The 13,984-nt window shown below is 42.5% G+C and carries 10 protein-coding genes; 5 read left to right on the top strand and 5 right to left on the bottom strand.

From position 1 onward, the window contains the following. Positions 1-200: 200 nt before the first annotated feature. Positions 201-584, bottom strand: coding sequence for a hypothetical protein (locus tag F7734_RS39315; protein WP_155749859.1), 384 nt, complete (start codon positions 582-584; stop codon positions 201-203). Between the two features lie 227 nt (positions 585-811). Between F7734_RS39315 and hslO the strand changes: the two genes are divergently transcribed. The 3 genes from hslO to F7734_RS39300 all read left to right on the top strand — a co-directional run bounded on the left by hslO (position 812) and on the right by F7734_RS39300 (position 6,523). Next, positions 812-1,714 (top strand): Hsp33 family molecular chaperone HslO, encoded by a 903-nt coding sequence (gene hslO / locus F7734_RS39310; protein ID WP_155749858.1) that lies wholly within the window; start codon positions 812-814, stop codon positions 1,712-1,714. A 151-nt stretch (positions 1,715-1,865) separates the two neighbouring features. Then, positions 1,866-3,974 (top strand): chromosome segregation ATPase, encoded by a 2,109-nt coding sequence (locus tag F7734_RS39305; RefSeq protein ID WP_155749857.1) that lies wholly within the window; start codon positions 1,866-1,868, stop codon positions 3,972-3,974. A gap of 689 nt (positions 3,975-4,663) precedes the next feature. Then, complete coding sequence (locus F7734_RS39300) at positions 4,664-6,523, top strand: hypothetical protein (protein ID WP_155749856.1); 1,860 nt, start codon at positions 4,664-4,666, stop codon at positions 6,521-6,523. 35 nt (positions 6,524-6,558) lie between these two features. Here the strand turns inward: F7734_RS39300 and F7734_RS39295 are convergent, their stop codons facing one another. Next, positions 6,559-9,045 carry a hypothetical protein gene (locus tag F7734_RS39295; protein WP_166482427.1) on the bottom strand — a complete coding sequence of 829 codons (2,487 nt, stop codon included), beginning with the start codon at positions 9,043-9,045 and terminating at the stop codon, positions 6,559-6,561. A 794-nt stretch (positions 9,046-9,839) separates the two neighbouring features. Here F7734_RS39295 and F7734_RS39290 point away from each other — a divergent pair. After that, positions 9,840-10,226: a hypothetical protein gene (locus F7734_RS39290; RefSeq protein ID WP_155749855.1), complete on the top strand. Its 387-nt coding sequence runs from the start codon at positions 9,840-9,842 to the stop codon at positions 10,224-10,226. A 129-nt stretch (positions 10,227-10,355) separates the two neighbouring features. Here the strand turns inward: F7734_RS39290 and F7734_RS39285 are convergent, their stop codons facing one another. From F7734_RS39285 to crtD, 3 genes are all read right to left on the bottom strand, one after another. Beyond that, positions 10,356-10,949 carry a Uma2 family endonuclease gene (locus F7734_RS39285; RefSeq protein WP_155749854.1) on the bottom strand — a complete coding sequence of 198 codons (594 nt, stop codon included), beginning with the start codon at positions 10,947-10,949 and terminating at the stop codon, positions 10,356-10,358. 17 nt (positions 10,950-10,966) lie between these two features. Further along, positions 10,967-11,188: a CopG family transcriptional regulator gene (locus F7734_RS39280; RefSeq protein ID WP_155749853.1), complete on the bottom strand. Its 222-nt coding sequence runs from the start codon at positions 11,186-11,188 to the stop codon at positions 10,967-10,969. Between the two features lie 184 nt (positions 11,189-11,372). Next, positions 11,373-12,890, bottom strand: a complete 1,518-nt coding sequence (gene crtD, locus F7734_RS39275; RefSeq protein WP_155749852.1) for a C-3',4' desaturase CrtD — start codon at positions 12,888-12,890, stop codon at positions 11,373-11,375. Between the two features lie 405 nt (positions 12,891-13,295). Between crtD and F7734_RS39270 the strand changes: the two genes are divergently transcribed. After that, positions 13,296-13,984 (top strand): pitrilysin family protein (locus F7734_RS39270; RefSeq protein WP_166482430.1); only part of this gene is annotated, 689 nt, incomplete at its 3' end.

Raw genomic sequence — 13,984 nt, 5'->3', positions numbered from 1 at the left:
AGGGAGTAGGGGGTAGGGAAGAGAAATTTCTTCCTCGTTACAAGGCTTAGCCTTGTAACGCAGTTCCAGTGGACTTCTGCCTCGTTTGCAGACTAAATGAGGCGGAGCCTCTAAGTAAGGCATTCCCAGGCGGAGCCTGGGAACGAGGTGACCGGATCGAGGTGAACCCGCGAGATACCCTACTCCCTACCCCCTACTCCCTACCCCCTACCCCCTAAAAATTGACGCAAACTCAACAAACTCAAAGTTTGCCCCAAGGACAGGGGTAATAGTGTGACTCCTTCTATGTGAGATTGTACCCACCCGTCTCCCCAGTACCATTCGTGAAACCCGTCTATTCCTTGGCTTAGAATCAGGCGCAGGCAATCGGAACCTACCACATCCACATGATGGTGAATCGCAATCAGTCCGGTACGGCTAACAAACTCAAATCCAGATTTAAGCTCTTCTGGCATTCCAGAGGCAAAACGACTATGAGGTAGCCATTTTTCTAGTTCTGCTGGACGCAGTATACTGTTACGAATTGCGATCGCGGATGCTTCTATTTCTATCCGTAGTTGACTTTTCTGAAAATTACCTAACATTTTTTATAAATTCATTATTAGTAACTGCGAATTACGTTGTCTAATTGTAGATGAGCCAACGATATTTTGGGGATTTCACGCGTTGCATAACCGCATCATCCCTGAAAAGGGGGCTATGCGTAAGTCCTATTTTAAGTTAAGTTTTGTTATACTAAAGTAACGATTTTACCCGTGCTTAACAAAGACCGGGTATGTCGGTCAAACATTATTGGTAAGGTTTTCATTTCATGGCCGATCAATTAATTCGCGCTACAGCAGCTGATGGCGGCATTCGTGCAGTAGGCGCTATTACCACACGTTTGACAGAAGAAGCAAGAGCGAAACACAAACTTTCCTATGTAGCAACAGCAGCTCTGGGTCGGACTATGGCAGCCGGTCTTTTAATGGCTTCTAGTATGAAGCGTTCTGGCTCAAGAGTCAATGTCCGAGTGAAAGGTGATGGACCCTTGGGTGGCATATTGATCGATGCAGGGCTAGATGGAACGGTACGTGGTTATGTAGACAATCCGGATGTGGAACTACCGCCAAATAGCAAAGGTAAGTTGGATGTTGGCGGTGCAGTTGGTAAGGGCTTTCTTTATGTTGTGCGCGATGTTGGATATGGATATCCTTACTCAAGCACCGTGGAACTCGTTTCTGGTGAAATTGGCGACGATGTAGCTCATTATTTGATGACTTCCGAACAAACACCTTCAGCAGTTGTGTTGGGTGTTTTTGTAGAACCGAGTGGCGTCACTGCGGCTGGCGGTTTACTAGTACAAGTGTTGCCTAAAGCAGCTAGAGATGAAGCTCTTGTGGAAAAGTTGGAGTCACGAGTCGCTGCTTTAAGAGGGTTTACACCTTTGTTGCAAGCAGGTAAGTCTTTGACAGAAATCTTTCAAGACTTATTGGGAGATATGGGATTGGTTATATTTCCCGAAAGACAAATGCTGCGCTTCCACTGCGGTTGCTCTTTTGACCGTGTCTTAGGAGCACTGAAAATGTTGGGACAGGCAGAACTGGAAGATATGATGGTTAAAGATAATGGTGCTGAAGCAACTTGTCATTTTTGCGGGACGGTGTATAATGCAAGTCGAGATGATTTGGCTCAACTTATTGTAGACTTGCAAGCAGAAGCGTCGTGCAGATAAAGTATAAAAAAGTACTTTTAAATGTAGGAAATTCATGGTATATGTGGATAATGGGATATAGTAGAACTTTCCAATAGTGAGAAAGTTACTATGGCAGCAGCAAAGGTTTGGAGCTATAACAGTCGCTATTCGTTTACTTGTGGTGTGAGCAATGACAGCAGAGCGGGATATGCCAGAAAGTTGGTTGCCGGGTCGAGCAAGAGAGTCAGATGATATGACAGGATTATCCCCGAAGAAACAATATAACAGCGATGACGCGTCTGGTGTACCAGCAACTGGTTCTAACTCCAAGTCTGTGAAACCCCCAAAAGACAGTAATTCGTCGGAAAATTCGCTTTCAGATAGTCAGTCCGACAAACTAGTTCCATCCAGTGGTTATGGAAAATTGCCAAAATGGACAAAAAGTTGGGTGCTGTGGACGTTATTATTAGCAATGGTTCCCGGTGCCATAGCTTTCATGGCAACCGCAATGCTGTTAAAGTTGCCCTCAGCGCCCAACTGTCCATCGATTTTCTGGCCACTGGCAAGTGCGTCAGTACGGCTGCATTGCGCTCAGTTGGCAGCTTCTAAACAGACAGTCAAAGATCTTCTGCAAGCGATCGATCTTGTGAGGCAACTGCCGCCAAGTCATCCACTGCGAGGCGAAATCGATCGCTACATGGAAGATTGGTCAAAAGATATCTTGGCACTAGCTGACCAAAATTTTCAGTTAGGAAGGCTAGAAGTCGCGATCGCAACGGCGCGAAAAGTACCAAATGATGTTTCCGCTTATAAAGTGGTGGAAGAACAAATTACCAAATGGCAAACAATTTGGTCAAAAGCAGAAGAAACCTATAAAAATTCAGAAGCTCAATTGCGGGAACAAAATTGGCATCAAGCATTTATGCTAGCTGCTAAGTTGTTGCGAGTAGAGAATAAGTATTGGTCAACAACTAAGTACGATCAACTCAACCGTCTAATTGTGAGTGCGCGAGAAGATGGTGATAAGTTGGCAAAAGCTCGGGGGATAGCAGAGAGTGGCTCGGTAGAAAATATACTCAAAGCGATTAAGCTGGCTCAATCTATTGAGAAAGACAGTTATGTTTATCAGAAAGCTCAAGCAACCCTGACAGAATTTGGACGCAAAATACTAGCGATCGCACAAACAAAATTAGATCGGCGCGATGCAGATGGAGCAATAGAACTCGTACAGAAAGTTCCAGCCGTAACAGGGTTAAAGTTAGAAGTAGAGGATTTTATAGCGATCGCAGAAGCGCAAAACAGCGCTTGGACGGGTACGGTGTCAGGTTTGGAAGCAGCAATTTCCCAAGCCCAGCAAATAGATATTTCTCGACCCGTGTATGAAAAAGCACAAAAATTGATTGCTCTATGGCAATTAGAGATTGAAGATGTGAGCCGTTTGGAAAAAGCAAGAACGCTAGCATCTCAAGGAACAGTAAGCGATCTATCAGCAGCTATAGCTGAAGCACAACTGATTCCTGCAAGCAATCCCCGCGCTCGGGAAGCAAGACAAGAGATTGGTCGTTGGGTTGCCCAAGTACAAATTATAGAAGACAGACCTTACTTAGATCGAGCCGATCAAATCGCCCTGTTTGATGACGTGAATTCATTGCAAGCAGCGATCGCCGAAGCAAGTCAAGTTCGCAGAGGACGTGCGCTTTATCAAGAAGCCAGAAGAAAAATTGTCACTTGGACGGACAAAATTCAACGGACTGAAGATCAGCCCTACCTAGACAGAGCAAGAGCACTTGCTAGCAGCGGCGACTTACCCTCAGCCATTGAAACAGCAAGACAAATTAGCCCAGGGAGGGCGCTTTCACAAGAAGCACAAGCATCCATAAATGAATGGCAAAGTCAACTCCGCGCCAGAGAAAATTGGAAGAGAGCAAGAGAAACAGCACTTGTTGGGACTCCGGAAGCATTGGCACAAGCAATTCGGATAGCAAATAGAGTGCCAGAAGGAAGCTCATTATGGAGCGATGCCAGTATAGCTGTTGATCAATGGAGCCAGCAATTGTTAGATATAGCTCGTGCTCAAGGAGAATCTGACATGGCTAGAGGTATTGAGACAGCGCGATTAATTCCGCGAGGGACTTCTGCGTATAGTGCAGCACGAGATCAGATTAGAGCTTGGGAAGAATTTCTCAATCCTCCCGCACCACAAATTGAACCAGAGGTAGTACCGGAAGCCACCCCTACTGAGGAACCCACGACTGAGCAACCCACGACTGAGCAACCTGCAACTACCCAAGAGCAGTAATGTCAAGGGGTCTATGCGTAAGTCCTAAAATTGATAAATTTGAGCAAGGTATCAGTAAAATATTGATACCGTGTTCGTTAATAACTTATCAAATAATTCGTTCGTAGTTGCGCTTCAGCGCATGCATCATATTTAAGTGTTTATCCAAACATGATATGAAATCCGGTAGCATCTGAATGATTAAAAAACCGCAGAGGACGCAGAGGACGCAGAGGGAGAGGACAGAGGAATAATTCCGATACAAACGGATTTGATATGAATTGTAAAAAACACAAAGTTTGGGTCGAAAATTGCCGATATTTGCAGTATGTGAGCATTGCCAACCCTACAATACTGAAAACTTATCATAAATTATTTATAAATTCCTATATACATTAAATTGATATTAAATTACTTAATATACAGCAGATTGTAAGTATATATTATTTATCGCTCAAACTCTTAATAAAACTTAGAAACATTCAAGAATTCATGTCTAAGTTGCCTGCCAAGGAACAACTGCCGATCGCCTCCAAAGCGCCTTAATTGATAATATTTTCGTCCTACCTGCATTTCGTTCAACTAATAGATTTTCCTCTTTAGAAATTAGACCCGAGCATCTCATTCAAGGTGCTGAAAACCCGTTTGTCTTAACACAAATACTCGCAAATCTTGGAAAAACTTTAGGTGTAGATGTTGTATTAGTAGATTTGCGTGCGGGGCTTTCTGAACTTTCTACTGGTCTTCTTTTAGATCCACGAGTTCATCGCATTTTTGTTACCACTTTGAGCGGACAATCTATTTCAGGAACAATTAGACTTCTGGAGCTTTTGGGAGAGCGAGCACCTTCTACACGGGATACCGATCCGTTACCAACATTGATTATTAGTCAGGTTCCTAAAGACGTTCAAGATACAGAGCTATTACCCGATCCAAATAAGAGTTTATTATCTGAGCCGGAAAAAAGGCTAATTGAGTCAGCTAAATTCTTTATAGGAGACAACCGAGAACTTCTTAGAATAATTACAGGATTTGATAGAAATTTACTTGTGTTACCCTCAATGTGGGAAGAGGTAAACACTCGGCTTGAGCGTTCAGGTATTGTAGATGCAGTACGTCCATTGCTAGATTTATTACCTGCAAAGCAGAATCAAACTATTATTAAGGAAAGCCTTCCAACATTAAAATCTCAAAGAGAAACTCTTAGAGATATTACTAAAAAATTGGTGTTTGCAGAAACGGCAGAAGCGGAAGATTTTTTAGCTACTATTCCTTTACGTCACTTAGCTTCAGATCACAGACGCCAAGTGCCAATAACAGTTGTGGTTGGAGCCAAAGGTTCGGGAAAAACTGACACTTTTTTACAAATCATTCGCAGAGAGAACTGGCAAACTTTTGCAGAAGATGCGTGTGCAACTCAAGTCCAAATAAACGCTTTCATTTGCCCTGTTTTAGCATCGAAAAACCTTGAAACTCCCGCAATTCAATTGGTAGGAGAAGTTCAGAAAAAGACAGCACAGGCATTGGGTTTTGATAATCCCCAAAGCATCCAAAGTCTTCGCGACCATATTGGAGATTTTTGTCCTCTGAATCTTCACGAAGGTCAGTGGCGAGAACGCTGGTTAGATCTCATTGCTTGGGGTGTTGGATTTCAGCCTCACAAAGAAGGTGCTGGTCGAGCATTGACTGAAAATCTGCTAAAGACTCAACAGCGACTGCTTGTTATTATTGATGGTTTGGAAGACCTGTTCCAAAACTTTGCAAGCGATGAAACTCAACAGACGGCTCTTCGGGCTTTAATTCAGGAAGTTCCAGAGTGGCTTGGACAACAACCCGGTCGCCCTCTAGGTATTATAATTTTCATTAGACGTGATATGGTGCTGGCTGCTGTACGCCAAAATGCTGCTCAAGCGATCGCACGTTACGAACCTTATGCTTTAAAGTGGAATAGAGAAGAGGCGTTAAAACTCGTGGCTTGGGTAGCTACGCTATCAAACATCCCACTCAATACTAATATTGAAAGACTTCAAGATATGAGGGAAGAAAAACTGACCCAAGTTTTAATACCTCTGTGGGGTAAAAAGCTAGGTTCCGATACCTCAAAAGAAGCTGCTTCTGCTAGATTTGTAATTGCAGCGCTTTCAGATTTTAGAGGACAAATTCAATCCAGGGACTTAGTACGTCTTCTTCATTTAGCGGCTCAAGAATCTGTTAACGATCGTCGCTATTCAGATCGCATTCTCATCCCTGCAGCTATTAGGGCTGCTTTGCCTGAATGCAGCACTAAGAAAATTGAGGAAATCGAGCAAGAAAATACTGCTTTGAAAGATGTTTTTACTAAATTAAGGGAGTTGTTTGAAGAAGAGCGAAAAATTCCTTTCACACGAGATCAACTACGACTCACTGTAGAAGAAATGAAGATATTAGAAGATAACGGTGTAGTCATTCGTGAAAAAGACGATTACTATATGCCTGAAATCTTTCGTTTGGGATTGGGTTTCTCACTAACCGCTACAGGGCGTCCTGCTGTTATGTCTTTAGCACGCCGCGCTGCTAAACAGGGAGCTTAAAATTGCAAAGCCTCAATCTGCCGTATTAGCCCCCACTATTTTCGCTTTGCAGGTTTGGTCACTCTAAAGGGATTGGCTGGTTCTCCAAACCTTAGCAACACGGTAAAAACATTATCTGTAACGCCCAATCCTTCTCCGGAGGGATGAGTTCCTAGATTATAGTCGCTGTTTGTCCAAGATAGAGTCAGGGTTGAACTGTTGTATTTATTGCCTAGTTTAAATTCTGCCCTAGCCCCAACTCGTGAACGACTGGAACTTTCGTTAATGGGGGTGTAGTATGCAGTGATGTTAAAATAATCATTAAACTTAACTGTTAAATCTAAGAATAAAGTATTCTCAATAGAATCAGGTAAAATATCTCCAAAATAATTAACCAAACCCATTGAAACATCGCCAATGTTAATTCTTGCTCCCACTGTCAGCGCATTTACAAAATCACGTCCCTGGAATTCCCGGTCTAAGGCATAATTGAATCCAGATGAAAAAATCAAATTGGCTTTTTGGCTCAAAGGAATTCTTTTGACAACACTACCCTGAACCTGGCTGTAGTAGTCTTTATCTGGATTAACGTAGGCGATCGCTCCTCCTGAAAAAACCCATCCCTTCACGGTATTCCTGGTAAAGTCTGCACCTAAATAACCTTGAATTTTATTTACCCCAAATGCACCTGTGTAGTATCTAATAATATCTTTCGTTCCTGTAATATCTCCTGTAAAGCTAATGTGTGGAACATAATTCGTCTCTTCTCTACTCATGAAAGTCGTAGTGTAATTCACGTCTTGGCTAAAATTCTTTAGATAGACTTGAGAGTAGAAATTTCTCAAAGTTCCTGTAGAAAAACTTTCATTATTAATAACAGACAGAACACTGACATTGGAACCCGGTCCTCCTTCTTCACCATCTTCAAATAAGGTAATCCGAGGACCAGTAATCTCGTAACGAGTTTTGGCAGAAAAATTGCGTTCAATCACTGGCGTAACCCCAAGCCAGATACCATTAAATATGGCTGGAGGAACTTGACTTAGGTTTGCAACTTTTCCTTGGAGGCTTTCCGCTCTTCCCAACCCAGCATGATAGATTGTAAAGCTGTTTGGTGGAAGCCTGACATTATTAGCAGCATAGAATAAGTTATTATTCACATTTGAGTTGGCTGGTTGTGAGCTACCTTTGATTTTAGGAATTGCATCTGGTAACGCTAAGTTACTTAATTGCAAGATAGTATTTAACAGAGTATTTTCATCATTCAAGATAAATCCAAAACCACGAACTGTACGACCGAGAACAGCTTCGCGATCGTTGAGTTTAACAATCTGTCTCACTCTAGAATAAATAGCTACAGGTGTATTTTCTGATAATTCTTCTCTGGTAACTAAAATTTTATTTCCTTGGTTGTTACCAGGTGTAGAACCAGCATTGGGAAAAAATAAATCGACACCAATACCTTCATTATTGACTCCTGTTTGAAAACCAGGTTCTTTAATAGCTGCTAGTGATTCTGGTGTCACTACCTTCCCTACTTGGGAAGCTTGAAAAATATTAGTTGGTATCAAAGTATCGGGATCGACACTATTCCTATCTGTTGCAATACCAGGTGTATAGGTACATATATCCTCTGGATTAGTACCAGGAAAAGTACAGGACGCAGTTAGGCTTAACTGAATCTGTGTACCCAGTAACGTTTGCGGTTCCTTGATAGAAACTTCAACTTCCCTTGACTGTCTCACAGTTTGTAGTTGTAAATAATCTCCTGTTTGCTCTAGGGTGAAAATATTATTTCTTGTTAAGCTTTTCTTATTCTCGCTGTTGAGCTTAACAATTTCATTCACATCAAAGATTGTATTTTGATTACCAAAATTGACACCTACAACGAATTCCCCTTCTGTTAAATGGCTGATGACTGTCCCATTAAGGAATAAGGTTGTTGTCAACGGATCGACTTTTTCTTTAGGAGATTTGCGAGGGGGAGCAATGTAATTTGGATCGTCTGAGGAATTTTGTTTGGGCTTTTCGGGCTGTTCTTGGTTAGGCGGCTTATCAAGTTCTGCAACAAGAGGTAGATTGTGAGACGCATAAGATGTTGGAGATAGGTGCTTTGTCTCAAGTTCCGCATGACCGAATTGCTGTTGCGAGGGTTTGGAAGTAAATTCAGGTTGAGCTACATTGTCGGGAGTGCAAGCAGATAAATTGGGAATCTTATGTTCTAAATCAGTGACTTTGGTAAATTCAGGTTGAACTACGCGATCGAGAGTACAGCCAGACACGCTCGCGTCAACTTCTGGCTCTAATTCTGCCCAATCCTTTGAGTATTCTGGTTCGATAATTCCAACTGGGGTATCTTCCACTAAAGAAGTCCCAGTGCTATGTTCGGGAGATAATGGTAACTCCGATCTGCTAGCGCTATTTAAGCTATCTAACTCCGATACAACATTTGCGTCTGTTTGAGCACAAGCTGCTTTAGGAAGTAGAACAGCAGCTGAAGTAAAACATAATGCAAGCTTTATCTTACAAGTAACAGTATACACAAAATAATTGCAATATCAGTCTTTTGACAGATGCTCTATCCGATCACTGTTACTAAATAGCTTTGTTTTGTCCGTATCTTTTCTTCTTTAGCAACTCATTTTTACAGTATCTTCACTTGTTAGCTTATTAACTTTTATACTACTTCGAGAAAAATTTCTTCTTGTTTGCAGCGATCGTCCATACAACTCCCCACCTCTTCACCTCGTTCCCAGGCTCCGCCTGGGAATGCCTTATCGGAGGCTCCGCCTCCTGTCTGAGATGCTGCTATGCTCTGCAGACCCTGCTATGCTGCATTCTGTGCCAGAGGCACCGGATCGAGAGAGTGGCGAATGAGGGGTCTTTAAACCAAGTCTACGAATAAAAAAATAGAATGGACATTACACCAAACAAAGAGCAAAGTAAATAGTGTGAAATAGCTTTTGTTTCAAAAATCACATTCATGTAATTTTACGGTAAAAAGCAGTGTAATTTTTTCCATTTCATTTACTTCACAAAAAGATTTATTAGTGTAGATATATACGACAGTTACGTAAGTAACGGTTGTTAGTACACACAGTCTTTTTGACACATATTCTTTCTCTTCATACCAGTTAACAGTGAGTTCAAAATCTGTAACATTACTACAGATTCAATAGATATCACTATAAGGCTCGGTAACTTTTACACGCGTTACTTTTCTACCTTGAAACTAGTATCTAGAAAGATGAATATGCGTAAGAGAGTTAAAAACTCTTTACTATCAAGTGACTCTACTGTACTTTTTCGTAACACCTTATCAATTGGTAAAACGACCATGAAACTTAACAAAACACTTGTAATTGCTTTGTTTGCAGCTTCCACTGGTATTTTCGGCTTTGGTTCTGTAGCTTCTGCAGGTGAAGGTGGCGCTGCTGCAGCTGCAGGCTTTACACTAAACGGAGCAGGTAAAGTAACCGGAGCTGCTGTGGGTGCAGCCGTTGGTAAGCAAAACGCAGGTGCTACAGCAACTAACGGTGCAAATGGCAATACAGCTGGTGCGGTAGGAAGTGCTGGTACTATAGATTTGATAACTAACGGCACCAATCTAAAAACTGGGATCTACGGTGATGTAGAAGCTCTGGGTAGATTAGGCACTCCTCAAGGCAACCAATTGCAGAATACAACAACGGCTCCTAGTTCATTCACACTCGACCAAGATTAAATGTCTGCTTGTCTTCAAAAGTCTTTAAGTAGTTAATTGTACAAAACAGGGTAGTTATCTCCATCTTGAAAAAGCAAATCTTGAAACAAAAGACGCGACCGATCGCGTCTTTTAGTTGTTATGAATAAACTAATTTTCATCACCACTTTCAGCAAAATTCACTTGGTCGTAAAGCTCGCTGAGTTGAATTTGAAAATTCATCGTTTGTAGCGATAAATTTGCTGATTCATTTTCGAGTTCAGTGAATAACCATTGACCCTCGGCAGTTTTCACATATTGCATTACATGATGAGAATATTGGTCAATTAAAATATATTCTTTAAATTCGGGAATTGAGCGGTAATATAAAAACTTATCTCCTTGATCGTAATTTTTAGTAGATTTAGATAAAACTTCTGCAATAAGCGAGGGATTCATTATGGTAGTCGTATTTGTTCCTGTATAAACAGGTTGCCCTTGAATCACCATCACATCTGGATAGGTGTACTGCCGATACCGGGGTATCCACAATCTGACATCAGCCATATAAACATCATATTTTTTACCCCTCAAAGCAATCTTTAATGATGCAGCGAAATTCAGAGCAATTTTATTATGATTGGTAGTACCACCTGTCATCGGAATGATTTCTCCATTACGGTATTCGCTTCTAAATTCCGCTTTTTCTTCAAGTTCTAAATATTCTTCAGGTGTGTAATAGGGTTTTTGTGTTTTTAATTGCATAATGATACTAAATCTCACTAGACTTCATCTGTTAATCCATCTGAGATTGTTACATCCCAATCATTGTCAACTTCGGTAGATGCTTCTCGGTAAGCCTCTTCTAGTTCTTGTTTTCGCAACAACAGCAATGCCATTTCAATGACTTGGGAGCGAGATTTACAGGAATGGGCTACTTTGTAACTTTCAATAAATTGCACCAGGGACACTGGTAAAGAAACTGAGAGCTTTTCAACTTCCATAGTATTACCAAAAAGTAGCAAGAATCTTCTTCAATACTGCAAGGGCTGAGAATTTTTGTAGGTTGGGTTTCGTTCCTCAACCCAACCTACGTAATTTCATTGTTTGAGCTTAACCGACAAGTATTGGAATCTTCTTACTCAAGAGTAATCTATGGAATCGTAAGTTGTTGAAGAACTATGTCAGCTATATTCGCTCTGCAAGAATCTGTCGTACCACTGTTAGCGCTGAGTAACTCACCCCAGCAGTACCTTCCCCTGGATGAGTAGAATCGCCTACAAGCCATAAATGCTGGATTGGTGTACGATTGGCAAAACCAAAAGGACCGAATGTGGGTATTCTTTGACCGATACCGCCTACAATGCCTCTATCTCTGGCTGTGTAATGGGCAAAAGTACGGGGAGTTGCTGCTTCTATGTGAACGATGGTTTCTGGTTTGAGGTAGAAGAATTTGGCAAGACGAGCGATCGCATCTCGTGTATATTGCTGTTTTAAACTTTCGTAATCTTCAGTACGCCACCATTGCTCTGGATCTACAAATGAGGAAGCAATAATTGTAGCTTGTCCTGAAGGGGCGCGACCATCACCGGGACGGCTTACAGATACAAATAAGGAATTATTCTCACCAACAGGCCCGTTAGGATCGTATAAAAATTGAAGATGGGGGGGACAATCTACAGGAATAGCGCTTTCATCAACACCCAAATACACCACAAATGCACCGGATGACGGGGGTAATTTTTCCACTCGTTGCTTGTACCCTTTCGGTGCTTTTTCGCCTAACAACTGCACCAAGTTTTGCACAGTTACGTTAGCAACAACATGGTCAACAGGTTCTGTCCATACCTCTTTTGTTTTTTGATTGCGAATAACGACATCAGTTGCTTTGCCGTTCTCGACTTTAATATGCTCTACAGTGTGGCGCATAAGCAATTTGCCACCATATCTTTCCAACGCTTCTACCAAGCGATCGCTCAAAACCTGCATGCTTCCATGAAGATGGGAAAGTCCTTGGGGTTCTTGCGATACACTCAATGCTGTTGCTGCATAAAGTAAAGCTGTTTCTCGAGCATCAACTTGAGAGTATAACTTGAGTTGCAAATCCAAAAAAGTTCTCAAGCGGTAGTCATGTCCCAGCCCACATGCAAACAAAGCATCCCCTACAGTAAATAAGGTGTAAGGAACAGTTATAAGTGTGTCGGGACGTACTGCCTTGGTTAACTCCCACAAATCCCACAAGTTACGGGGCGGTAACACTGGATCTCGTCCTTGAAATTTCCAGCTAGCTTTAAACAAAGTAGCTATCAACTGCCAAAACGGTTCGCTACCAGGAAATTGCCGAAGTCGTTCTTCGTTCCACTTCTGCGGATCGCGCCAAACATTAATAGGCGTTTCCTCACCGGGTAAATATACCGCACACGCCGGATCGCAGGGCGTTGCTTCTGGTAAGTCAATCTCTAACTCTGAAAAAATGCGGTGGTGAATTCCTCCAGGTTCCAACCCAGCAACCTGAGTTGCTCCCACATCAAAAGTAAACCCTTTGCGTTTGAAGGTGGAAGCACAACCCCCAGGAACGAGGGCTCGATCCAGAATTAAAACACTGTACCCTTTGCGAGCTAATAATGCACCAGCAGTCAGCCCGCCTATTCCGGCACCGATAACTGCGACACGAGATTTGCTATTGCCAATACTATGACCGGGCATTGATGTCTGCTACATATTTCTTAATAATTCTATCATAATCTTAAAACACGTATCAAAAAATCATAAATTTTAATGGGTAAGTGGACAGACCCCCCACTCTCGTTCCCAGGCTCAGCCTGGGAATGCAGACAGCGAGGCTCCGCCTCGCACTCTGTGGTAGAGCACAGGAGGCTCTGCCTTCCATTCCAGGTAGAGCACAGGGGGCTCTGCCTTCCATTCCAGGTAGAGCACAGGAGGCGGAGCCTCTACTAAGGCATTCCCAGGCTCAGCCTGGGAACGAGGTGACAGTGACTAGTTAAGATATAAGGGCAATGGGCATGGAACAATGGGAAAGATAGTAATAATCAATTCCCGATGCCAATTCCCGATGCCCAATTCCCAATGCCCTATTACGAGTCAGTAACAATGACATCAACCTTGCTGAAGTTTCCTCGCCTGAACGCTCCCAAACTACACCAATTGCCTAACGGTTTAACAATAGTTGCTGAGCAAGTGCCAATTGAAGCTGTAAACCTGAGCTTGTGGATTCATGTTGGTTCAGCCATAGAAACTGACGAAATTAATGGTGTGGCGCACTTTCTAGAGCATATGGTGTTTAAGGGAACCGAGCAACTGGCGAGCGGCGAGTTTGAACGTCGAATTGAAGAGCGAGGCGCTGTGACAAACGCGGCTACCAGCCAGGATTACACTCACTACTACATAACCACTGCTCCGAAAGATTTTGCAGAACTCGCACCACTACAAATTGACGTGGTACTCAATGCCAGCATACCTGATGAAGCCTTTGAACGAGAACGATTGGTGGTTTTAGAAGAAATTCGGCGATCGCAAGACAATCCACGCCGTCGTACTTTTCAACGCTCAATGGAGACAGCTTTTGATAAACTGCCTTATCGGCGTTCGGTTTTGGGATCGGAATCAGTCATTTCACAACTTCAGCCCCAGCAGATGAGAGAATTTCATCGAACTTGGTATCAACCCACATCGATCGCTGCTGTAGCTGTCGGGAATTTGCCTGTGGATGAGTTAATTGCAATTGTTGCAGAAGGATTCTCCTGTGCAGGCGCAATGCCTTGCGCCCCTACCCCCTACCC

Source organism: Scytonema sp. UIC 10036, assembly GCF_009725235.1.
This window is presented reverse-complemented; position numbering and strand designations above follow the sequence as displayed.